Origin of the sequence: Chthonobacter albigriseus, assembly GCF_013839445.1 — a bacterium.
GTDB classification, from domain to species: Bacteria; Pseudomonadota; Alphaproteobacteria; order Rhizobiales; family Pleomorphomonadaceae; genus Chthonobacter; species Chthonobacter albigriseus.
This window is the reverse complement of the sequence record NZ_JACDIT010000005.1, coordinates 199,946-221,698: the sequence shown is the minus strand read 5'-3', so window position 1 is coordinate 221,698 and position 21,753 is coordinate 199,946. Positions and strand designations below refer to the sequence as shown.

Here is a 21,753-nt window from a genome sequence, read left to right as displayed (position 1 = left end):
CTGGGAACCCGGCGCCGGCCAGCCTCGTTGTCGGAAACTCGGAGAAACTCCGCATAGGCACCAAGCGCCCGACGGACTAGTCTCAGACCTCCGAACGACAACGACCAAGGAAGGCGCTGATGGGCGATCTGCACTACCGTATCGTCGAGCACATGGGCGGCTGGGCCTATAAGCTCGGCGACAGCTTCTCCGAGACGTTCGACAGCCGAGAGGACGCCTACGATGCCGCCCGGCGGGTAGCGGCCGAGCAGCATCAACCCGGCGACGACGTCCAGGTCTTCTACCAGGACGCGGCGGGGCGGTGGGTCACGGAGATGGTCAAAGGCACCGACCGTCCGGATGCGGATGTCGTGGCCGACTGATCCAGACCCCAGCAAGTATGGGCGGGGTCCGTCACAGACTTCCTTAATCTTCTCCGGCTAGGCCTTGTGCATTGTCTGTCAGTCCGCGCGACGGTCCGTTGAAGGTCCCGACACGGCTTGCCGGCGGAGCGTCCTCCGGAGGCTCCGTGCGGCGGGCCGTGGCACGGATGATGCCCAGCTGCAACACCGCTGACGTCGTCATACGGGTGCGACATTCTTGTGCATCGCACAAACTTCCCTGTCAGCTATTCTGATCGCATCTTCCCTTACCCCTGAGGTCGAGGCGCGGATGCCGGTTCATCGCTACTACGTCGACGAGTTGCCCGACCGCTGGATCGTTCGCGCGGACGATATGTGCGAGATTCCCTGCGGCGACCGGGACGAAGCGCTGCAAACCGCCAAGAAAGTCGCCCGCCTGAAGCATCGGCACGGCGATCTCTCCGAAATCCTCGCTCCCGACGGCTATGGCGAGTACATGCCGGAATGGAGCTGCGGTCTCGACAAGGAAGATCAGGAGCACTGAGCCGGTCCTCCTGCGGCCTCACTGCACCGCACCCGTTTGCGTTTACCAGGCTTCGCGGTTCCATCGGAACGGACACCCCTGCCCGACGTTCTCCGACAGATCCTTTCTGATGGAGAAAACACGATGCGCGCAGGCACCCTCTTCACCCTTGTTCTTCTCGCCCTGGTCGCCGTGGGCGCCTGGTTCGTCCTCGACATCCGTGTCAACGACGCCGGACGGCTGCCGGACGTCAACGTCAGCGTGGAGGACACCGGCAAGCTCCCCGACATCGACGTCGGCGTGCGCGACGTGGAAGTGACCACGGAGAAGAGGACCGTCGAGGTTCCGACCGTGAAGGTGGAGGGAGAGTAGGCCTCGGCCCTGCGTCAGGCGAGCGTGTCGATCGCGGTGCGCGTCATCTCGTTGGCGACCTTCATCACCTTAGCGGAAGCCGCATAGCCGATCCGCGCCTGCAGCACGTCGACCATTTCGCTGGCGAGATCCACGGCCGGCGCGGCGACCATCCCGGCCTCGTCGGCGGCGGGATCGTCGGGAGAATACTGCAGCTCGAATGCCGGGTTCCGCGCCACCAGCGTCGCGGAAACCCCGCCTCCGAAAGTATCCGCCTGCGCCACCGCCACCGGTCGATAGGCCGACGTTTCTCCCGCGTCGTCGGGCGTCGGGCCGGTGGTGCGCAGGTTGGCGATGTTCGACGCGGCGGCCTCCAGCCGCTTGCCCGCGGCCATCATCCCGGAAAGTGACGTCCTGACCGCGGTGATCGACATGACACGTTGCCCCGTTCTCGGCAGCGATCATGCGCTCGGACCCGTTAGTCACCGGTTCCCGCGGTTCCGACGATTTGATGCAATGCCCCGCGCTTGCACCGTCTGTCGGAACAAGCGCACGGCTGCGCCGTTGACCTCTCGCCGAACAAGGAGAGCCGACATGGCCAAACCCGTGGAAACGACGTCGCGCCTGCGCCATGAGATCGACCGCGGCCGAACTGGGGCAAAGGTCGGCTCCCCCGATCCGGCCGCCTCCCCGCTCGGCACCGACGACGAGGCCGCCGGCGCCCCGCCCTCTTCCGCGGCGGTGCGCGAGGCCGCGTCCCACGAGGTCCGCCGGTCCGGCATCACGGCACCCGCCACCTCCGACGAGTCGGGTCGAACCATCGCCGGTGAAGGTTACGGGCTGGCCAACCCGAACGCCGGCCCGACGCTGATGATCTGCGCGGTGATCTGCATCGTCGGCCTGTTCGCGGCCCTGCTCCTCTTCGCCTGAGACGATGCGCCGGTGGTGTGGTCCCCACCGGCGCCGCAGACCTCAGAGCATCGGTCGTCCGCCGGTCACCGGCAGCACTGCCCCGGTGATGTAGCTGCCGTCGTCGGAGGCGAGCAGCACGAAGGCCGCGGCAAGTTCCGCCGGCTGGCCAGCGCGGCCGAGCGGCGTGTTCTCCCCGAAGCTCTTCACCTTCTCCGTCGGCATCGTCGAGGGAATGAGCGGCGTCCATATCGGGCCCGGCGCCACCGCGTTGACGCGGATGCCGCGGTCGGCCAGCAGCCCGGAAAGGCCGACGGTGAAGTTGGCGATCGCACCCTTCGTCGTCGCGTAGGCCAGGAGATTCGGCGACGGGTCCTTCGAGTTGATCGAGGTTGTGTTCACGATCGCGCTGCCCGGCGCCATGTGCGGCACCGCGGCCTTGGAGAGGTAGAACATGCTGTGGATGTTGGTGCGGAAGGTGAGGTCCCACTCCTCCGCGCTGATCTCCTCCAGCTTCTCGTGCGTGCGCTGGAAGGCGGCGTTGTTGACGAGGATGTCGATCTTGCCGAATTCCGCACGCGTGCGCTCCACCAGCTCCCGGCAGTTCGCCTCCTCCGAGACATCGCCGGCGACGGTCACCGCGCGGCGCCCGGCCTTCTCCACCCAGCGGGCGGTCTCCTGGGCGTCATCGTGTTCGTTGAGGTAAGAGATCACGAGGTCGGCACCCTCGCGCGCGAAGGCGATCGCCACCGCGCGCCCGATACCGCTGTCGCCGCCCGTGATGAGCACCGCCTTGCCTGCGAGCTTGCCGGAACCCTTGTACGTCTCTTCGCCGTGGTCCGGCCGCGGCGTCATCGCATCGGTCGTACCCGGTGGCTGCTGGCTCTGTTCCGGCTGCGGCGGCTGGGGTCGCTTCTCGTCGGTCATCACGGGCGCTCCGTCTCTTGGGGGATGCCCCAAAAGTCCGGAAAGCCCGTGAGGTTCCCTGCATCACCAGCAGGTGTAGCCGCCGTCGACCAGCACGATGGAGCCCGTCATCAGGCTTGCCGCGTCGGAAGCGAGGAACAAAACGACGGAGGCGATCTCCTCGATTTCGCCGAGGCGCGCCATCGGCGTTCCGTCGAGCCAGGCCTTGTACATCTCCGGCTTGGACTTGACGAACTCGTTGAGCGGCGTGGCGATATAGGTCGGCGCGACGGCGTTGACGCGCACGCCCCGCGCGCCCCATTCGGCGGCGAGCGACTTGGTGAGGTGGTGCACGCCGGCCTTGGAGGCGTTGTAGTAACTCTGCTCCTGCGGCTTGTTCACGATGAAGCCGGACATCGATCCGATGTTCACGATCGAGCCGGAGTTCTGCTTCAGCATGTGCCTGCCGAACGCCCGGCAGCACCAGAACACCCCGTTGAGGTTCACGTCGATGACGTTGAGCCAGTGCTCGTCCGTCACCGTTTCCGCGGGGGTCTCCGAGCGGGCGATGCCGGCGTTGTTGACCACGATGTCGATACGGCCATGCCGGGCGAACACGTCGTCGGCCACCGCCGTCACCTGGTCGGGCTTGGTCACGTCCATGATCGCGATCTCGACGTCGTAGCCCTTGGCCTTCATCGCGTCGCGGCCGGCTTCGGCCGTCGCCGCGTCGAAGTCGGCGATCACCACCTTGGCGCCCGCCTCCGACAGCGCTTCCACGCAGCCGAGACCGATCGCCCGTCCGCCACCCGTCACCAGCGCCACGCGGCCCGGTACCCTGAACTTTTCCAGATACATGTCTGCCTCCCGAAGCTGCCTGTCAGTTCTCTTGCGGCGGTCAGCTCATCCAGTTGCCGCCGTCGACGTTGAGGGTCTGCGCCACCACGTAGTCGGCGTCGCTGGAGGCCAGGAAAACCGCCGCGCCCGCGTGGTCCTCCGGCAGGCCCATGCGCCCGAAGGGGACGGCCTCTCCCACCAGCCGCTTCTTCTCGCCGAGCGGCCGGTTTTCGTAGCGCGCGAACAGGCTGTCGACGTGGTCCCACATCGGCGTGTCCACAACGCCCGGCGCGATGCCGTTGACGTTGATGCCGTGCTGGATGAGCGCCAGACCCGCCGACTGGGTGATCGAGATCACCGCCGCCTTCGATGCGCAGTAGACCGCAACCAGCGCCTCGCCCCGCCGCCCCGCCTGAGAAGCGAAGTTGACGATCTTGCCGCCGCGGCCCTGGGCGACCATCTGCCGGGCGACCGCCTGCAGGGTGAAGAAAAGGCCCTTGGTGTTGACCGCGAATTGGCTGTCCCAGCTCTTCTCCGTCACATCCAGCAGCGGCCCCATATCGAAGATCGCGGCGTTGTTGACGAGGATGTCGATGCCGCCGGCCCGATCCGTCACGGCCGCCACCATCGCCTCGATGCTGGCCGTCGAGGTGACATCCAGGTGCACCGCGAAGGCCCGGTCGCCCAGCATGGCCGCCAGCGCCTCGGCATCCGCCGTCAGCACGTCGGCGATCGCCACGATCGCGCCTTCGGCGACGTAGCGCTCCACGATCGCCCGGCCGATGCCGCGCGCGCCGCCGGTGACCACGGCCACCTTGTCCTTGAGTTTCATCGGATCGCCTTCCCGGTCTTGTCGAAGCGGTGGATGCGTTTGGCGTCGGGGATCAGGACCACCGACTCGCCGGCCTTGAAGCCGAGTTCGCCGACGGTCCGCGACGTCAGCGTGCCGACGCCCGGCACCTCCACGTAAAGGAACGTGTCGCTGCCCAGATGCTCGGCGACCGCGATCCTGCCCTTCCACCCCTCGCCGTCGCGTGCTGCGACGAGGTGCTCCGGCCGCACGCCGATCGTCTCCGCGCCGAGGCTGGAGGCGGGCGCCCCGGTGATCAGGTTCATCTTCGGCGACCCGATGAACCCCGCGACGAAGAGGTTGGCCGGCCGCTCGTAGAGCTCGATCGGCGAACCCACCTGCTCCACGTTGCCGGCGTTCAGCACCACGATCTTGTCGGCCATGGTCATGGCCTCCACCTGGTCGTGCGTGACGTAGATGGCCGTGGTGCCGAGCTTCTTCTGCAGGCTCGCGATCTCCAGCCGCATGTTGACGCGCAGCGCCGCGTCGAGGTTGGAGAGCGGCTCGTCGAACAGGAACGCCTTTGGCTCCCGAACGATCGCCCGGCCGATCGCCACGCGCTGGCGCTGCCCGCCGGAGAGCTGCCCGGGCTTGCGGTCGAGATACTGCGTCAGGTTGAGGCTCGCGGCGGCGGCTTCCACCTTCCGCTTGATCTCGTCCTTCGGCTGGCCGGCCATCTTCAGGCCGAAACCGATGTTGTTGCGCACGCTCATGTGCGGATAGAGCGCGTAGGACTGGAACACCATGGAGAGCCCGCGCCTGGCCGCCGGCAGGTCGACCACGTTCGCCCCGTCGATGAAGATCCGCCCGGAGGTCACGTCCTCCAGCCCGGCGATCAGCCGCAGCAGCGTGGACTTCCCGCAGCCCGACGGGCCGACGAACACCACGAAGGACCCGTCCTCGATGTCGAGGTCGATGCCGGGGATCACGTTCACCCCGCCGAACGCCTTGTGGACCGCTTCTAGTCTGATGTTGCCCATGGGAGTTCTCACTTCACGGCGCCGAAGGTGAGACCGCGGACGAGTTGCCGCTGGCTCAACCAGCCGATGATCAGGATGGGGGCGATGGCGAGGGTGGAGGCGGCCGACAGCTTGGCCCAGAACAGCCCTTCCGGGCTGGAGTAGGACGCGATGAAGGTTGTCAGCGGCGCCGCGTCCGAAGTGGTGAGGTTGAGCGTCCAGAACGCCTCGTTCCAGGCGAGGATCACGTTGAGAAGCAGCGTGGAGGCGATCCCCGGCAGCGACATCGGCGCCAGGACGTAGATGATCTCCTTGGTCACCGTCGCCCCGTCCATGCGGGCCGCTTCCAGGATGTCCTTGGGGATCTCCTTGAAGTAGGTGAACAGCATCCAGATCACGATCGGCAGGTTGCCGAGGCAGAGCAGGATGACGAGGCCGATGCGGCTGTCGAGCAGCCCGAAGTCGCGGTAGATCAGGTAGATCGGCACCAGCACGCCGACCGGTGGCATCATCTTGGTGGAGAGCATCCAGAGCAGCGTGCCGCGCGTCCGGTCGGTCGGCGCGAAGGCCATCGCCCAGGCTGCTGGGATCGCGATCAGGAGCGCCAGAAGCGTCGACCCGCCGGCCAGGATCACCGAGTTCATGGCGTGGTGCAGGTAGTTGCTGCGCGTCTGCACCGTCTCGTAGTTCTCGATTGTCCAGTCGAAGAACAGGAATGTCGGCGGCGTCGAGAAGGCGGCGAGCTCCGTCTTGAAGCTGGTGATCACCATCCAGTAGATCGGAAAGAAGATCGCCCCGCTGAACAGCCACGCCAGCGCCGTGACCGAGATCCGCTTGGTGAGGGTCTGCTTGCGCGCCATCGTCAGGCCTCCAGGTTCTTGCCGATGATCCGGACGAGGAAGAAGGCGACGATGTTGGCGAGCACCACCGCGACGATGCCGCCGGCCGAGGCTCCGCCCACGTCGTACTGCAGCAGCGCCTGCGCATAGACGAGGAAGGCGATGTTGGTCGTCTGCAGGCCCGGCCCGCCGCCGGTCGTCACGAAGATCTCGGCGAACACGGTGAGGAGGAAGATCGTCTCGATCAGGATCACCACCGTGATCGGCCGGGCGAGATGCGGCAGCACGATGTAGAAGAAGAAGGGGATCGCTCCAGCGCCGTCCATCTCCGCCGCCTCCTTCTGCTCCTCGTCGAGCGACTGCAGCGCGGTGAGCAAGATCAGCGTGGCGAACGGCAACCACTGCCAGGCGACGATCAGGATCACCGACAGCAGCGGCACCTCGGCGAACCAGTCCACCGGCGTCAGGCCCAACGAGTTCGCGATCCAGGCGAACAACCCGCTCACCGGGTGCATCAGGAGGTTCTTCCAGACCAGCGCGCTCACCGTCGGCATCACGAAGAACGGCGCGATCACCATCAGCCGCAGCACCTTCTGGCCGAACACCGGCTGGTCCAGCAGCAGCGCGAACAGCGTGCCGCCGACAACAGTGATCACCAGTACCGCGCCGACCAGCATCAGCGTGTTGGCGAGCGCCGTGGAGAAGGCCGGGTCGGTCAGGAACCAGTAGTAGTTGTCCAGCCCGGCGAAGGTTTCCATGCCCGGGTTGAGCAGGTCGTAGCGCAGGAGCGAGAAGTAGATCGTCAGCGCCAGCGGCACGATCATCCACAGGAACAGGAGGATCACCGACGGAGCGACGAGCAGGCGGCCGACCGCCCGGGTTTCGCGCGTGGACATGGGTCTTCCCGCTGCAGGCGTGCAAGGAATGGGCGTGTGGCGGCCTCGCCGCCGGGCAAGGCCGAAGGGAGAGCCGCCACCCGGCGGGGAGGCCGGGTGGCGAGAATGATCGGACCCCTTGGGAGCCGGTCCGATCAGGATCGGCAGGTCACTTGATGTAGCCGGCCTTGGTCATCTCGCGCGTGGCGATCGCCTGCGCCGAGGCGAGCGCCTCGTCGACCGTGGTCTGCCCGGCGAGCGCCGAGGAGAACTGCTGGCCCACCGTTGTCCCGAGCCCCTGGAACTCGGGGATCGCCACGAACTGCACGCCCGTGTAGGGCACCGGCTTGACCGTCGGCTTGGTCGGATCGGCCGAGTTGATGCTGTCGATGGTCATCTTCGCGAAGGGCGCGGCCTTCTGGTATTCCGGGTTCTCGTAGAGCGAGGTCCGGGTGCCCGGGGGCACGTTCGCCCAGCCTTCCTTGGAGGCGACCAGTTCGGTGTAGCCCTTGCCGGTGGCCCAGGCGATGAACTTCTCCGCCGCTTCCACCTTCTGGCTGCCCGCCGGCACCGCCAGCGACCAGGCCCAGAGCCAGTTGCCGCGCTTGCCGAGGCCGTTGTCCGGGGCGAGCGCGAAGCCGACCTTGTCGGCCACCATGCTCTCCTTCGGGTTGGTCACGAAGGAGGCCGCCACGGTGGCGTCGATCCACATGCCGCACTTGCCCGAGTTGAACAGCGCGAGGTTCTCGTTAAAGCCGTTGGAGGAGGCGCCCGGAGGACCGGCGTCCTTCATCAGGTTGACGTAGAAGTCGAGCGTGTTCTTCCATTCCGGCTGGTCGAACTGCGGCACCCAGTTCTCGTCGAACCAGCGCGCGCCGAACGAGTTGGCGGTGGCGGTCAGGAACGCCATGTTCTCGCCCCAGCCGGCCTTGCCACGCAGGCAGATGCCGTAGACTTCGCCGTCCTTGTCGGTGATCTTGCGGGCGGCATCCGCCACGAACTCCCAAGTCGGCGCGTCCGGCATGGTGATGCCGGCCTTTTCGAACAGGTCCTTGCGGTACATCACCATCGACGACTCGCCGTAGAACGGCGCGGCGTAGAGCTTGCCGTCCTGCGACAGCCCGGCCCGGATCGCCGGCAGCAGGTCGTCCACGTCGTAGTCATCGCCAAGATTGTCGAGCGGCATGAGCCAGCCCTTCTTGGCCCAGATCGGAACCTCGTAGGTGCCGATCGTCAGCACGTCGAACTGCCCGCCCTTGGTGGCGATGTCGGTGGTCACCTTCTGCCGGAGCACGTTCTCCTCCAGCGTCACCCACTCCACCGTGATGTCGGGGTTCTTGGCGGTGAAGTCCTCCGTCAGCCCCTGCATCCGGATCATGTCGCCGTTGTTGACGGTCGCGATGGTGAGCTTGGTTTCCGCCATGGCCTGCGCGGCCACGAGCATGGATGCCGCGCCCATCAGGGCGGCGAAGTGTTTGTTCATTGGACTCTCCTCCCAGAGACCTGCAATGAGCAACTGCTCTTACAGTGATCAGAAGCTCACAAATGTGCGCATACGTGTCAAGCCGTATTCGATGCTGCGAAGCAACACGAACGGTGCATGGATCAGGTCGGGGAGGATGTGTTCGGAGGGTGCGCCGCGGAGATGGAGCGGGGTCGCTTGGAGCGATGCTCAACTGCCGAGCAGCAACTCCGCCGTTTCTTCGTTGGTGATCAAACCGTTGATGATCCGCCCGGCCATCGCGGCGCGGATCGCCGGCACCTTCACCCGTCCGGCGGCGACGCCGACCTTCAGTCCCGGCGGCGGAACCTGGTGGCGCACGCTGGTGATCCGGGCGTTGAAGCCCTTTTCCAGAATCCGCCCCTCCGCATCGAAGCACCAGGAGCAGATCTCGCCGACGGCGCCGAGCCGCATCGACTCGATCACCTCCTCACGGCTGATGAACCCGTCGAGGAACAGCGGCGCATCCACCCCGACGTGGCCGATGCCGACCAGCGTCACGTCGGCCTTCTCCGCCAGCTGGTGCACGCGGCGCACCGGGCCGAGTCCGAGCAGGAGGCTCTTCTCTTCCGCCGAGGAGGTCATCAGCGGCAGCGGGATCGGATAGTGCCGCGCCTGCGTTAGGTCGGCGAGCTTGGACAGAACGTCGAAGAAACTGGCCGATCCGTCGGGGGTGATGTTTCCGACCATCGAGACCAGCTCGTGGTGCGGGCATTTCATCGGCTGGATCTGGTCCACCGCGGCCCGAAGCGAGCGACCAGTGCCGATCGCCAGGATCACCGGCTTGTCCGACTTGAGACGCCCCTCGATGAAGGCCGCGGTGAGTTCCGCGATCCCGATCGTCACGGTCTCGGTCGCCGGGTCGGACGGCGCCACCTCGCAGTGGACGAGCCCGAACCGCTCCGCCAGCCGCGCGGCCATCTCCATGCAGCGGGCGATCGGGTGTTCCAGACGGAAGGTGATCAGCCGCTCGGAAATGGCCAGCGACACCAGCCGCTGCGCCGTCGGCCGCGAGACGTTCAGCTTGCGCGCGATCTCATCCTGGGTGTTGCCGGCCACGAAATAGAGCCAGCCTGCGCGGGCCGCGTCGTCCAGTCGGGCTTTTTCGCTGTCCTGTGCCATCCTCTCGACCCGTCCCCGCCGGCTGTCCCGCCACGTCCACCGACCTGTTACACCGCACCCGGCCCGAAGCGCCATCGGCATCCGGAGGACCAGCCTGCCGCTTGCCGTCGCAGCCCGTCGCGCCAGCCCGGATGACGATCGGACCCGAGCGACCTGGAAGAACAAATTACGTACTCCTGAGCAAAGGCTCAAGCCCGCTCGGAAAAGCCTTTGCCATCCCCTTGACTTCCCCGCCCCGGCGGTGCGCTGCTGGACGGCGCGTCACCCGCACCGGATCCGATCGATGCCCAGCGACACCACCGCCACTCCCGTCTGCCGCCTCGTCCGCGCCGGCGATGCCTTCGTCGGCAAGCAGGCGCTCACCTACAATCCCGGCATCTCCGCCGAGAGCGTCGGCGCCCGCGCCATCCATCTGCAGATCGTCACCATCCCGCCCAAGGCCCGCGCCAAGGCGCACAAGCACGAGGGCCACGAGACGGCGATCTACGCCCTCTCCGGCACCTCCTGCATGTACTGGGGCGATAGCCTGGAGAACCACATGGAGGTCCGCGCCGGCGATTTCCTCTACATCCCGGCCAACGTCCCGCATCTTCCCTACAATCCGAGCGACACGGAGACCTGCACCGCCCTCATCGCCCGCACCGACCCGAACGAGCAGGAGAGCGTCGTGCTGCTGCCACAGTTGGAGGCGCTTCTCGCAGGCCGGATCGGCTGACGGCCCCGGTCACGCCCTCGGCCGCTCGGAACCGGGGTCCCACAGCGGTTTGAGATGCAGCCGCGCCGGCACCCGCGCCGTTGCGACCTCCAGCTCATAGTGGCCCTCTGAGAGATACGCCCGGTCCGCCACGCCGTCCGCGCGGCGCACGTATCCGAGGCCTATCGGCTTGCCAACCGTGTGCCCGAAGCCACCGCTCGACAGCCAGCCTACCCGCTCGCCGTTCCGGTAGATCGTTTCCCGCCCGAACAGCATCACGTCCGGATCGTCCAGCGTGAACAGCGCCATCGCCTTGCCGACGCCCGCCGTCTTCTGCGCCTCGATGGCCCCGCGTCCCCGGAACGGCACGCCCGACTTGAGCTTCACCGTGAACCCCAGCCCTGCCTCCAGCGGCGTGTGGTCGGGACCGATGTCCGCCCCCCAGGCGCGCATGCCCTTCTCCAGCCGCAGGCTCTCGATCGCCCGGTACCCCGCGTTGGCGATCCCGAACGCCCGGCCGGCGTCGGTCAACGCCTCGTAGACGGTCAGCGCGAACTCCACGGGAATGTGCAGCTCCCAGCCGAGCTCGCCGACGTAGGACACCCGCAGCGCCAGCACCGGCGCACCCGCCACGGCGATCCGCCGCAGCGTTCGGTACGGGAACCCCTCGTTGGAAACGTCGTCCGGCGTCACCTGCTCCAGCACCTGGCGCGCATCCGGGCCCATCAGGCTCAACACCGCATAGGCCGACGTCACGTCCTCTGCTCGGACATCGAGCCCCGCCGGCAGTGCCCGCCGGATCCAATCCAGGTGATGCGTCGCGCAGGCCGTGCCCGCGACCAGCAGATAGTCCTCCGCCCCGAGCCGCCCCACCGTCAGGTCACAGACGATGCCGCCGCGGTCGTTCAGCATCGGCGTGTAGGTCAGCTGCCCGATCGGTCCGGCCACGTCGCCGGCGCAAAGTTGCGACAGCGCCACCTCCGCGTCGCGCCCGCTCACCCTGAACTTGGCGAAGGAGGACTGGTCGAACACGGCCACCCGCTCGCGTGCGGCCGCGTGTTCCCGCGCCACCGCGCCGAACCAGTTCGGCCGCCCGAAGCTCGGCACGTCGGCCGCCGCTTCGCCGGGCGCCGCGAACCAGTTGGCGCGCTCCCAGCCCATCTTTTCCCCGAACACCGCGCCGCTCGCCTTCAGCCGATCGTAGAGCGGCGATCGCCGGAGCGGCCGGCCTGCGGAGAACTCCTCGTTCGGCCACGCCACCGCGTAATGGCGGGCATAGGCTTCCAGCGACCGGCTGCGGACCCAACTGACAATCGAATGCCCTGCACCGAACCGGCGGATGTCCACCGGCCAGAGATCGTAGGGCGGCTCTCCGGCCGCCACCCATTCGGCCAGCACCTTGCCCGCGCCGCCGCCCGATGCGATCCCGAAGGCGTTGAACCCGGCGCCCACGAAGAAGCCCCGCACCTCCGGCGCTTCGCCGAGGATGAAGTTGCCGTCCGGCGTGAAACTCTCCGGCCCGTTGATCAGCTGCTTCACGCCGGCCGTCTGCAGCGCCGGTACGCGGCCGAGCGCAAGCTCCATGATCGGCTCGAAATGGTCGAAGTCCGAGGGGAGCAGCTCGAAGGCGAAGGGCTTCGGAAAGCCTTGAACCGCCCATGGCTTCGGATCGGGCTCGTAGCCGCCCATCACCAGCCCGCCCACCTCCTCCTTGTAGTAGGTCAGCCGGTCCGGGTCGCGCAGCGTCGGCAGGTTCGGCGTCACGCCCTCGATCGCCTCGGTCACCATGTACTGGTGCTCCACCGAGACGAGCGGAACGTTCACCCCGGCCAAAGCGCCGACTTCGCGGGCCCACTGTCCGGCGCAGTTGACCACCGTCTCGCAGGCGATCCGCCCCTGGTCGGTGAGCACCGCCGCCACCCGCCCGGCGCGCACTTCGATACCGGTGACCTCCGTGTCCTCCAGGATCCGGACGCCGTGCATCCGGGCGCCCTTGGCCAAGGACTGTGCGATGTCACTGGGATTGGCCTGTCCGTCCGTCGGCAGGAAGGCCGCACCGATCACGTCGGACACGTCCATCAGCGGCCACAGCGCGAGCGCCTCGCGCGGGGAGAGAAGGTGCATCTCAAGCCCGAACGAGTGCGCGGTGGTCGCCTGCCGCTTGACCTCGGTCCAGCGCTCCGGCGTGCAGGCGAGTCTGAGGCCGCCGTTCATCTTCCAGCCGGTGGCCAGCCCGGTCTCCGCTTCAAGCTTCTGGTAGAGGCGGACGGAGTCGCCGAGCAGCTGGGTGATGCTGGCGCTGGACCGGAGCTGTCCCACCAGCCCGGCGGCATGCCAGGTCGATCCCGATGTCAGCTTGTGCCGCTCCAAGAGCAGCACGTCGCGCCGCCCCAGCTTCCCCAGGTGGTAGGCGGTGGACGCTCCGACGATGCCGCCACCGATGATGACGATCTCGGCCTGGCCCGGGAAATGACCCATCTGGGTTCACCTGAATGATCGCATGCCGCCCGGCCCGATCCGACGCGGCAAGCCCACGGCCGATGCTTCGGCCACCTCCGAAGTGTCGGGCCAATTCGCCCGGGCCGTCAACGAGAATCCACAGCGTTCTGTGGCATCTTGTGCCGTTGAGGTAGCATGGATGGCCAGGAGATCACACCGCGCCACGTTTGCTTCGAATCGCGGCCTTGCTGGAGTGCACCTTGCGCTTGAGGTCGAAGCGTACCCCGACATCGCGGTTGCGCCGCCAGACGACATCGCCGTAGACGAGGAGCTCACAGTCCACCACGTCGACCAGGATCGACTGCTGCAGGTAGGCCGCGCTTTCCGAAGACGGCAGGCGCAGCCGGCAGCCCAGCACGCTGATATCGGTGATGGTGCAGGTCAGCGGCTTGCCCTTGGCATAGGCGATGGCTCGCAACTGGCAGGGGATGCGCTTCGCGGATCGGCTTTCCGGCCCCTCGTATGACTCGCTCATGGCGGATCCCAACCAGCTGACCGGGCGGCGCGTTCGCCGTCCCGCCAACACCCCCTTGCGATCCAGCATGATCAACAATCGAAAAGATGACGTTAAAACATTGAATTGTTAAATGCGCACATCAGACTGACAACTACTTCTGGAGGAGCTGCAATCCCAGGCCGTTCCTCGGGGACTTCTCATCCTTCTGCGGGAAGTGTCTTCAGGTATTCCACGATGCTCCTGCGTTCCTCTTCGGAGGCGATACCGCCGAACGGCTTCATCCCGTTTCCGCTGACGACCGCGTCCGGGTCGGTGAGGAACGCGTCCAAGGTCTCGTCGGTCCAGGTGATGTCGGCGCCCTTCATGCTCGCCGAATAGGGAAAGCCCTCGGCCGACCCCGCCTTGCGGCCATGCACCCCGGCAAGGCTCGGCCCGAGCCGGTGGTCGCCTGGCTGAACGGCGTGGCAGGTGCGGCACAGGTTGTTGTAGAGCAGCTGACCGTCTGCGGCCCGCACCGGTGCGGCGACCATCGTCAGCGCCGCGGCGAGAAGAATCCTCGTCATCATGGTCGCTCATCCCAGTCTCTGCGGCGCACGTCCTTGCACGCCTCGGCTCCCGCCCACGATCGACAAGCGCCCGAACCCGCCCTACCGTTCCCCTCAGCCGCTCATTTTTTGCCGAGGTAGCCTCGCTTGATCGCCAATGGTCGCTGGTCCACCGCCGAACTGGTCTTCACCGGGCGCGATCTCGGCGCCGACTTCCTCGCTTTCGTGGAGGACCGCGCACGCCGCTTCAGCCTCGACGGCTGGGCGGCACCGGCCCCGTCCGGTTCGGTGCGCGTAGTGCTGAGCGGACCCGACGCGCTGATCGACATGCTCGAGGTGGCCTGCCTGCTCGGCCCGGTGAACTGCCTCGTCGAGGATGTCTCCGTCACCCCGGTCGAGCCAAACGGGATCGGCCCCGGCTTCAGCCTTCGCGACACCTCCTGATCGGACCGGTCGATTGGCGTCAGTCTTGCTAACCCTCTCCGGAACCTGGCTGACCGTCCGGGTTTCAGGGTTCGGGCGCCACGGATATCGGTGGGCAAGCGCGCCTGAGCCCCTTCGGTCCGAGCGAAAAACACGGTAGGCATAAAGATCAGGCGTTAGGCGTATGCCTATTTCCTGGGCAGCGGGAGGACGTGGATCTGATGCAGGTGACCGATCAGTGGACCGCTGTTGCCTTGGCGGTCGACGTCGAGCCCTCGACGGCTGTTCCTGTTCTTCTCGATGGGGAAGAGATCGTGCTCTGGCGTAGCGCGTCCGGCGTGCTCCAGGCCTGGGAGGATCGCTGCCCGCATCGCGGCATGCGCCTCTCCTTCGGCTTCGTGCGCGGCGAAGAGCTCGCCTGCCTCTACCACGGCTGGCACTTCGACACCGACGCCGCCTGTACCGCCATCCCCGCCCACCCGGACCTGACTCCTCCGCGCACCATTTGCGCCAACGCCTACGCCTGCGCCGAGACCGGGGGGTTTGTCTTCGTGCGCTTGGGGTCTGGCGACATCGCCGCGCCGAAACTGCCCCCGGCGACCCCGGTCCGCAGCCTTACCATCCAGCGTCCGATGGAGACGATCGTCGCGCAACTCCCCGTCGCTACGGGACCCGACCGCCTGAACCACATCGACCTGCCCGGCGGCCCGGCGCTGCTTGTCGCCCTTCATCCGATGGACCGGTCCCGCACCACGCTCCACATCGCCATGTCGGGCGAAGCCGACCGACCGGCGCGCCTCGCGGCGGCCGCCTGGAGCGAGAACTTCCGCCGCATCGCCGAGGGTGTGGCACCCCTCGCAGCCGCCTGACCCGGAGACCGACCAGATGGCCAAGACCACCGACCGCGCCGCCCTCGACACCTGGTACGTCGTCGGCCGTCCCGAGGACATCACGGCCGCCGCGGGCACCTACCGGACCCGCCTGCTCGGCCAGGATCTGGAGGTTCGACCCGTCGACGGCGGCTACATCGTCCGCGAGGCCGACGCCGGCGGGCCGTCCGGCGACCCGCTCCCCGTCCGCATCGCCTACGGGCACGTCTGGTCCACCCTCGGCACGCCCGCGCGCGATCTCTTCCCCATCGACGAGTTCGCCGAGACCGACCGCCGCGTCGCCACCTGCGGCGCCGTCCGTGTCCGCGCTTCGGGTCTCCGGCTGGTCGAGAACTTCCTCGACATGGCGCATTTCCCCTTTGTCCACACCGACATCCTGGGCGCCGAGGAGCAGCCCGAGGTTCCGAAGTACGATTGCGAGATCCGGCGCGACGTCGACGAGGTCTGGGCCACCAACTGCACCTTCTGGCAGCCGCAGGCCGCCGCCCACGCCGAGGGTGGCCAGATGACCGACTACACCTACCGGGTCGCCACGCCCTTCAACGTGCTCCTCTACAAGACCTGCCCCAGCGACCAGGCCCGAATGGACGTGATCGCCCTCTTCATCCAGCCGGTCGAGGAAGATCTTTCGCTGGCCTACGCGGTGGTGAACGTGGTCGATCCCGTCAGCACGCACACCGGCATCATCCACTTCCAGCAGATGATCTTCCTGCAGGACCGGATCATCCTGGAGAACCAGCGCCCGCGCCTTCTGCCGCTCTCCCCGCGCGCCGAGACCCCCACCCGCGCCGACATGTCCTCGATCGCCTTCCGCCGCTGGCTGAAGGAGAAGGGCCTGCGCTACGGCGTCTTCGAGAAGAACGAACCGATCCCTTCGGCAGCCTGAGAACACGACAACAACAATGGCGCTCGTCCTCCACGACTACGAACTCTCCGCCGACGCCTACAAGGCCAGGCTGCTCGTCTCCATTCTCGGCCTCGACTGCGTCAAGGTCCCCGTGGACGTCTTCCCCGGCCGAGAGACCGACGGCGCCGCTTTCCGCGCCGTGAACCCGCGCGGCACCGTTCCGGTCCTCGTCGACGGCGACATCGTCATCCGCTCGCCCGAAGCGATCCTCGCCCACCTCGCCGCACGTCATGACCCCTCGGGTCGATGGCTCCCCCGCGATGCCGCCGGCTACGCCGCCACCCTCGACTGGCTCGCCTTCGCGGCCCACGACCTGAAGGCCGCCGACGAGGCGCGCCTGGAGGAGATGCTCGGCCTTCCGCCCACCGTCGCCGATCCGCTCGGCGGCACCCGCCGCGCCTACCGGATCCTCGACGATCACCTCGTCCGACAGTCCTTCGACGGTCTTCCCTTCCTCGTCGGCGACACGCCGACCGTCGCCGACATCGCCTGCTTCCCGGCCGTTGTCCTTTCCATCGAGTTCGGCTGCGCCCTGGAGGAGTATCCCAAGCTCCGCTCCTGGACGCGACGTATCCGCGCCCTGCCCGGTTTCGTCGCCATGCCCGGCGTCCCGGAATTTCTGTGAGGCCGCCGGTGAACGACGTCCTCCTCCGCCTCGAAGGGATCACAAAGCGCTACGGCTCGCTCGCCGCCAACGACGACGTGGCTCTCACGGTGCGCCGCGGCGAGATCCACGCGGTGCTGGGCGAGAACGGCGCCGGCAAGTCGACGTTGATGAAGGTCATCTACGGCGTCACCCGCCCCGACGCCGGCGAGGTCCTCTGGAAGGGCGCGCCTGTGTCGATGCGCAACCCGGCGGAGGCCCGGACCCTCGGCATCGGCATGGTGTTCCAACACTTCTCACTGTTCGAGACGATGACGGTCGCCGAGAACATCTCCATGGCCCTGCCGGACTCCCCTCGCGACCTCGCTCCGCGCATCCGCGAGGCCGGCGCGCGGCTCGGTCTGCCCGTCGATCCCGACGCTCCCGTCCACGCCCTCTCGGTCGGCGAGCGGCAGCGCGTCGAGATCATCCGCTGCCTGCTCCAGGACCCCGACCTGATCATTATGGACGAACCGACGGCCGTCCTGTCCCCGAGTGCCGTTCCCGCCCTTTTCGAAACCCTCCGCCGGATCGCCGGCGAGGGCCGCGCCATCATCTTCATCTCCCACAAGCTGGAGGAGATCCGCGCGCTCTGCCACACCGCGACGATCATGCGCGGCGGCAAGGTGGTCGCGACCGTCGACCCCACCGCGACGACGGCCGACGACCTCGCCCGTTTGATGATCGGCTCGGCGCTGCCGCATCCCGTCCGCCCGCCGCGCGAGCTGTCGCCGAAGCCCGCGCTCACCGTCGACGACCTGGTCCTGCCAGCCGCCGACCCCTTCGCCATGGCGCTCGACCACATCGCCCTGAAGGTGCACCCCGGCGAGATCGTCGGCATCGCCGGCGTGTCGGGCAACGGCCAGGCCGAACTCGTCCGCGTCCTCTCCGGCGAAACGCGGCTGCCGTCGCAGGAGGCGCCGCGCGTCCGCCTGGAGGAATCCTCCGTCGGCGACCTCGGACCGCGCGACCGGCGCCGTATGGGGCTCGCCTTCGTCCCGGAGGAGCGGCTGGGTCGCGGCGCAGTTCCGCAGCTGTCGCTGGCCGACAACGCCTACCTGACCGCCGCCGGCCTGGGCCTCTCCACCCGTGGCTTCATCCGCTTCGCCGCAGTCAAGGCCTTCGCCGAGAGCCTCATCGCCGGCAACGACGTCCGCTGCTCCGGTCCGGATGCGCCCGCCCGCAGCCTGTCCGGCGGCAACCTTCAGAAGTTCATCGTCGGCCGCGAGATGGCGCTCGCCCCGAAGGTGCTGATCGTCTCGCAGCCCACCTGGGGCGTCGACGTCGGCGCCGCCGCCGCCATCCGCCAGCGCCTCGTCGACATGGCCGGCAAGGGCGCGGCGATCCTCGTCATCTCCGACGAACTCGACGAGATCCTGGAGACCGCCGACCGCCTTCACGTCATCTTCCGCGGCCGCCTGTCGCCATCGGTCCCGGCCACCGTCGACCGCGATCGGATCGGCCTTGCCATGGCCGGCGACTTCGCCGCCCTTGCCGCAGTCGCGCCCGACCGGAGCCTCGCTCATGCTTGAGGCCCGCACCGCCCCCTCCCGCGCCACGCTCGTCGCCGTTCCCGCCATCGCGGTGGCTCTGACGCTGCTCTGCGGCTTCCTGCTCTTCACCGCCATCGGCAGCCCGCCGGAGAAGGTCGCCTACGCCTTCTTCGTGCAGCCCTTCGCCAGCGTCGGCGCGATCGGCGAGGTTCTGCTGAAAACCGGTCCGCTGCTCCTCGTCGCGCAGGGCCTCGCCATCGGCTACCGCGCCGACATCTGGAACATCGGCGCGGAGGGCCAGCTCATCGTCGGCGCCATCTGCGCCTCGGTTCTCGCCATTGCCTTCGAGACCTCCACCTCGCCCTTCCTCCTGCCTGCGATGATCCTGGCTGGCGCGGCTGGCGGGGCGGCCTGGGCCGGCATCGCCGCTCTGCTGCGCGTCCGCTTCGGCGCCAGCGAGATCCTCACCACCTTCATGCTGTCCTCCGTCGCCCTCCAGCTCCTCTATTTCCTGGTGACGGGCCCGTTGAAGGACCCGATGGGCTTCAACTTCCCGCAGTCCGTGATGTTCGGCGACGCCGCCCTCTTCGCCCCGCTGATCCCCGGAACGCGCGCCAACACCTCACTCCTGATGGGTCTTGCTGCCACCCTCGTCGCCTGGGTCTTTATGGCGCGCACGACCGCCGGCTTCCGCCTCATGGTCGGCGGCCTGGCCCCCGCCGCCGCCCGCTATGCCGGCTTCAGCCAGACCCGCGCGATCTGGATCGGGCTCCTCGCCGGCGGCGCCTGCGCCGGACTTGCCGGCGTCGGCGAGGTCGCCGGACCGCTCGGCATGCTCCAGCGCACCCTGTCGCCCGGCTACGGTTTCGCCGCGATCATCGTCGCCTTCCTCGGCGGCCTCAATCCGATCGGCATCGTCTTCGCCGCCCTGGTCATGGCCGTGATCTACGTCGGCGGCGACTACGCGGTGGTGTCCGCCGGCGTCCCGAACGCCTCCGCCACCATCCTCCAGGGCTTCCTGCTCGTCTTCTACCTCGCCGCCTCGCTCCTCTTCACCCACCGCATCCGCTGGCGCAAAGCGGCTGTCGCGGAAGGCTCGGCGCCATGACAGCTACCCTCGTCTTCATCCTCTCCGGCATGCTCGCGGCAGCGACGCCGATGCTTTTCGCGGCCCTCGGCGAGTCCGTCGCCGAGCGCTCCGGCGTGCTCAACCTCTCCGTCGAGGGTATGATGGCCACCGGCGCCGCCTTCGCCTTCGCCGTCGCCACGCTTTCCGGATCGCACACCCTCGGCTTCCTGGCCGGCGGCACGGCGGCCGCCCTGCTCTCGCTGGTGTTCGCCGCGCTGGTCCTTGTCTTCCATGCCAACCAGGTCGCGGCCGGCCTTGCCATCGGCGTCCTCGGCCTCGGCGTCTCCGCCTTCGCCGGCAACCGTTTCGAAGGCGCGGCTATCGCCAAGCCGCCGTCGCTCGACATTCCCGGCCTCTCCGACCTCCCCGTCGTCGGGCCCATCCTCTTCTCCCACGATGCAATGGTCTACCTCGGCATCCTCCTGGTGCCGGTCGTCGCCCTCGTCTTCACCCGCACCAAGCTCGGCCTCAGCATCCGTGCCGTCGGCGAGAACCCCGAGGCGGCCCGGGCAATCGGCACGCCCGTCCTCGGCATCCGCCTCGGCTGCGTCCTCTTCGGCGGCTTCATGGCCGGCCTCGGCGGCGCCCATCTCTCCATCGCCTACACCGCCTTGTGGGCCGAGGGCCTCGTCGCCGGACGCGGCTGGATCGCCGTCGCACTCGTGGTCTTCGGCTCCTGGCTCCCCTTCCGCATCGCGCTCGGCGCTTATGTGTTCGGCGCTATTTCGCTGATGGAGCTGTCCGTCCAGGGCCTCGGGCTCGCCATCCCGTCCCAGCTCCTGTCGGCGTCCCCCTACATCGTGACGATCCTGGTTCTGGCCGCCATCTCGCGCGACCAGACCCGGCTTCGCCTCACGCGACCACTCTCCCTCGGAAAACCGTTCCGCGGGCAGGCATGACGACAACGAACCACAACAGAGGGGCAAGCACATGTCATTGATCAGGAACCTGCTGTCGGGCGCCCTCGCGCTCGCCATCGCCACCGGAGCCGGCATTGCCGCCGGCGCCGCAGAGGAGAAACTGAAGATCGGCTTCGTCTATCCCTCGCCGGTTGGTGACGTCGGCTGGGCGCACGAGCTCGACGAGGGTCGCAAGAAGATCGTCGAGGCCTACGGCGACAAGGTCGAGGCCGTCACCGCCGAAAACATCCCCGAGGGCCCCGACGCCGCGCGCATCATGAACCAGATGATCGCCGACGGCGCCAAGATGCTGATGATCGGCTCCTTCGGTTACATGAACGACGGCCTGAAGCTCGCCAAGCAGCACCCCGAGGTGGCCTTCATCCACGCCTCGGGCTACAAGCTCGCGCCCAACTTCGGCAACTTCCAGACCCGCAACTACGAGAGCGCCTACATCGGCGGGATCGCCGCCGGCTCGCTCACCAAGTCCAAGGTGCTCGGCGTCGTAGCCGCCTATCCCATCCCGGAGGTCGTCGGCATCATCAACGCCTTCACCCTCGGCGCCCAGAAGGTCGCCCCTGATGTCACGGTGAAGGTCGTGTGGCTGAACTCCTGGTTCGACCCGAACAAGAGCCAGGAATCCGCCCGTTCCCTGGTTGCCCAGAACGCCGACGTCCTGTTCTCGCTCTACCAGGACACGCCTGAAGTGGTGACCCTGGCCGAGGAGCTCGGCGTCTACGTTCTCAACACCTCGTCGGACATGGCGAAGTATGCCCCCAAGAAGTACCTGATGGGCATGACTATCGACTGGGGTCCGCACTTCGTCGCCGAGGTCGGCAAGGTGCTCGACGGCAAGTTCGAGGGCACCGCCTACTGGGGCGGCATGAAGGACGGCGCCGTCGGTGTCGGCTCGCTGACCGCCGATGTTCCCGCGCCCGCCAAGGCCCTCATCGACGAGGCGGTCGCCGCCATGAAAGCCGGCACCTTCCACCCGCTCACCGGCCCGGTGCTCGACCAGGACGGCGCGGAGAAGCTGGCCGCGGGCGCGGTGATCGCCGACGGCGACCTCCTCGGCATCAACTGGCTGGTCAAGGGCGTCGAGACCCGCATTCCGCAATGACGCCGTCGCGCCGGCCGGTCCTCCCGCGGCAAGCGGGCGGC

25 protein-coding genes are annotated in these 21,753 nt (G+C 67.7%); 13 read left to right on the top strand and 12 right to left on the bottom strand.

What is annotated here, in order from left to right; all coding sequences use genetic code 11:
* The first annotated feature begins 119 nt into the window (after positions 1 to 119).
* The 3 genes from HZ321_RS14975 (at position 120) to HZ321_RS14965 (ending at position 1,236) form a co-directional block, all read left to right on the top strand.
* A complete protein-coding gene (locus HZ321_RS14975) occupies positions 120 to 362 on the top strand; it encodes a DUF2188 domain-containing protein (protein WP_181703187.1) in 243 nt (80 codons plus the stop codon).
* Positions 363 to 579: 217 nt separating this feature from the next.
* Positions 580 to 885, top strand: a complete 306-nt coding sequence (locus HZ321_RS14970; RefSeq protein ID WP_181703186.1) for a hypothetical protein — start codon at positions 580 to 582, stop codon at positions 883 to 885.
* Between the two features lie 123 nt (positions 886 to 1,008).
* Complete coding sequence (locus tag HZ321_RS14965; RefSeq protein ID WP_181703185.1) at positions 1,009 to 1,236, top strand: hypothetical protein; 228 nt, start codon at positions 1,009 to 1,011, stop codon at positions 1,234 to 1,236.
* Positions 1,237 to 1,250: 14 nt separating this feature from the next.
* Here HZ321_RS14965 and HZ321_RS14960 read toward each other — a convergent pair whose 3' ends face one another.
* Positions 1,251 to 1,649, bottom strand: a complete 399-nt coding sequence (locus HZ321_RS14960; RefSeq protein ID WP_181703184.1) for a flagellar basal body rod protein FlgC — start codon at positions 1,647 to 1,649, stop codon at positions 1,251 to 1,253.
* Positions 1,650 to 1,809: 160 nt separating this feature from the next.
* Here HZ321_RS14960 and HZ321_RS14955 point away from each other — a divergent pair, with 160 nt between their 5' ends.
* A complete protein-coding gene (locus tag HZ321_RS14955) occupies positions 1,810 to 2,145 on the top strand; it encodes a hypothetical protein (protein ID WP_181703291.1) in 336 nt (111 codons plus the stop codon).
* Positions 2,146 to 2,187: 42 nt separating this feature from the next.
* On the opposite strand, the gene HZ321_RS14950 is transcribed toward HZ321_RS14955, so the two are convergent.
* The 8 genes from HZ321_RS14950 to HZ321_RS14915 form a co-directional block, all read right to left on the bottom strand.
* Positions 2,188 to 3,051 carry an SDR family oxidoreductase gene (locus HZ321_RS14950; RefSeq protein WP_181703183.1) on the bottom strand — a complete coding sequence of 288 codons (864 nt, stop codon included), beginning with the start codon at positions 3,049 to 3,051 and terminating at the stop codon, positions 2,188 to 2,190.
* Positions 3,052 to 3,114: 63 nt separating this feature from the next.
* Positions 3,115 to 3,888 (bottom strand): SDR family NAD(P)-dependent oxidoreductase, encoded by a 774-nt coding sequence (locus tag HZ321_RS14945; RefSeq protein ID WP_181703182.1) that lies wholly within the window; start codon positions 3,886 to 3,888, stop codon positions 3,115 to 3,117.
* Positions 3,889 to 3,928: 40 nt separating this feature from the next.
* The gene (locus HZ321_RS14940) at positions 3,929 to 4,699 is read right to left on the bottom strand and encodes an L-iditol 2-dehydrogenase (RefSeq protein ID WP_181703181.1); all 771 of its coding nucleotides are present in this window, start codon (positions 4,697 to 4,699) and stop codon (positions 3,929 to 3,931) included.
* Entirely contained in the window at positions 4,696 to 5,697 is a 1,002-nt protein-coding gene (locus HZ321_RS14935) for an ABC transporter ATP-binding protein (RefSeq protein WP_181703180.1), read from the bottom strand. Before HZ321_RS14935 ends, HZ321_RS14940 begins: the two co-directional genes overlap by 4 nt.
* Positions 5,698 to 5,705: 8 nt before the next feature.
* Complete coding sequence (locus tag HZ321_RS14930; RefSeq protein WP_181703179.1) at positions 5,706 to 6,536, bottom strand: carbohydrate ABC transporter permease; 831 nt, start codon at positions 6,534 to 6,536, stop codon at positions 5,706 to 5,708.
* Between the two features lie 2 nt (positions 6,537 to 6,538).
* Positions 6,539 to 7,411: a carbohydrate ABC transporter permease gene (locus HZ321_RS14925; RefSeq protein WP_181703178.1), complete on the bottom strand. Its 873-nt coding sequence runs from the start codon at positions 7,409 to 7,411 to the stop codon at positions 6,539 to 6,541.
* A gap of 148 nt (positions 7,412 to 7,559) precedes the next feature.
* The gene (locus tag HZ321_RS14920) at positions 7,560 to 8,873 is read right to left on the bottom strand and encodes an ABC transporter substrate-binding protein (protein ID WP_181703177.1); all 1,314 of its coding nucleotides are present in this window, start codon (positions 8,871 to 8,873) and stop codon (positions 7,560 to 7,562) included.
* Positions 8,874 to 9,062: 189 nt separating this feature from the next.
* Positions 9,063 to 10,013, bottom strand: a complete 951-nt coding sequence (locus HZ321_RS14915; RefSeq protein WP_181703176.1) for a sugar-binding transcriptional regulator — start codon at positions 10,011 to 10,013, stop codon at positions 9,063 to 9,065.
* A 283-nt stretch (positions 10,014 to 10,296) separates the two neighbouring features.
* Between HZ321_RS14915 and HZ321_RS14910 the strand changes: the two genes are divergently transcribed.
* On the top strand, positions 10,297 to 10,728 hold the full coding sequence (locus tag HZ321_RS14910) for a cupin domain-containing protein (protein WP_181703175.1): 432 nt from the start codon (positions 10,297 to 10,299) through the stop codon (positions 10,726 to 10,728).
* Positions 10,729 to 10,737: 9 nt separating this feature from the next.
* Here HZ321_RS14910 and HZ321_RS14905 read toward each other — a convergent pair whose 3' ends face one another.
* The 3 genes from HZ321_RS14905 to HZ321_RS14895 all read right to left on the bottom strand — a co-directional run bounded on the left by HZ321_RS14905 (position 10,738) and on the right by HZ321_RS14895 (position 14,229).
* Positions 10,738 to 13,185 (bottom strand): GcvT family protein, encoded by a 2,448-nt coding sequence (locus HZ321_RS14905; protein ID WP_181703174.1) that lies wholly within the window; start codon positions 13,183 to 13,185, stop codon positions 10,738 to 10,740.
* Between the two features lie 172 nt (positions 13,186 to 13,357).
* On the bottom strand, positions 13,358 to 13,681 hold the full coding sequence (locus HZ321_RS14900) for a PilZ domain-containing protein (protein WP_181703173.1): 324 nt from the start codon (positions 13,679 to 13,681) through the stop codon (positions 13,358 to 13,360).
* 179 nt (positions 13,682 to 13,860) lie between these two features.
* Entirely contained in the window at positions 13,861 to 14,229 is a 369-nt protein-coding gene (locus HZ321_RS14895; RefSeq protein WP_244635886.1) for a c-type cytochrome, read from the bottom strand.
* A 126-nt stretch (positions 14,230 to 14,355) separates the two neighbouring features.
* On the opposite strand from HZ321_RS14895, the gene HZ321_RS14890 reads away from it, so the two are divergent.
* From HZ321_RS14890 to HZ321_RS14855, 8 genes are all read left to right on the top strand, one after another.
* On the top strand, positions 14,356 to 14,652 hold the full coding sequence (locus tag HZ321_RS14890; RefSeq protein WP_181703172.1) for an acylphosphatase: 297 nt from the start codon (positions 14,356 to 14,358) through the stop codon (positions 14,650 to 14,652).
* A 200-nt stretch (positions 14,653 to 14,852) separates the two neighbouring features.
* On the top strand, positions 14,853 to 15,500 hold the full coding sequence (locus HZ321_RS14885; RefSeq protein ID WP_181703171.1) for a Rieske 2Fe-2S domain-containing protein: 648 nt from the start codon (positions 14,853 to 14,855) through the stop codon (positions 15,498 to 15,500).
* 16 nt (positions 15,501 to 15,516) lie between these two features.
* On the top strand, positions 15,517 to 16,407 hold the full coding sequence (locus tag HZ321_RS14880; RefSeq protein ID WP_181703170.1) for an aromatic ring-hydroxylating oxygenase subunit alpha: 891 nt from the start codon (positions 15,517 to 15,519) through the stop codon (positions 16,405 to 16,407).
* 16 nt (positions 16,408 to 16,423) lie between these two features.
* Positions 16,424 to 17,053, top strand: coding sequence for a glutathione S-transferase family protein (locus HZ321_RS14875; protein WP_181703169.1), 630 nt, complete (start codon positions 16,424 to 16,426; stop codon positions 17,051 to 17,053).
* 8 nt (positions 17,054 to 17,061) lie between these two features.
* The gene (locus HZ321_RS14870; protein ID WP_181703168.1) at positions 17,062 to 18,603 is read left to right on the top strand and encodes an ATP-binding cassette domain-containing protein; all 1,542 of its coding nucleotides are present in this window, start codon (positions 17,062 to 17,064) and stop codon (positions 18,601 to 18,603) included.
* A complete protein-coding gene (locus HZ321_RS14865) occupies positions 18,596 to 19,672 on the top strand; it encodes an ABC transporter permease (protein ID WP_181703167.1) in 1,077 nt (358 codons plus the stop codon). Before HZ321_RS14870 ends, HZ321_RS14865 begins: the two co-directional genes overlap by 8 nt.
* Entirely contained in the window at positions 19,669 to 20,592 is a 924-nt protein-coding gene (locus HZ321_RS14860; protein WP_181703166.1) for an ABC transporter permease, read from the top strand. The genes HZ321_RS14865 and HZ321_RS14860 overlap by 4 nt, the downstream gene beginning before the upstream one ends.
* A gap of 31 nt (positions 20,593 to 20,623) precedes the next feature.
* On the top strand, positions 20,624 to 21,712 hold the full coding sequence (locus HZ321_RS14855; protein ID WP_181703165.1) for a BMP family ABC transporter substrate-binding protein: 1,089 nt from the start codon (positions 20,624 to 20,626) through the stop codon (positions 21,710 to 21,712).
* Positions 21,713 to 21,753 lie beyond the last annotated feature (41 nt).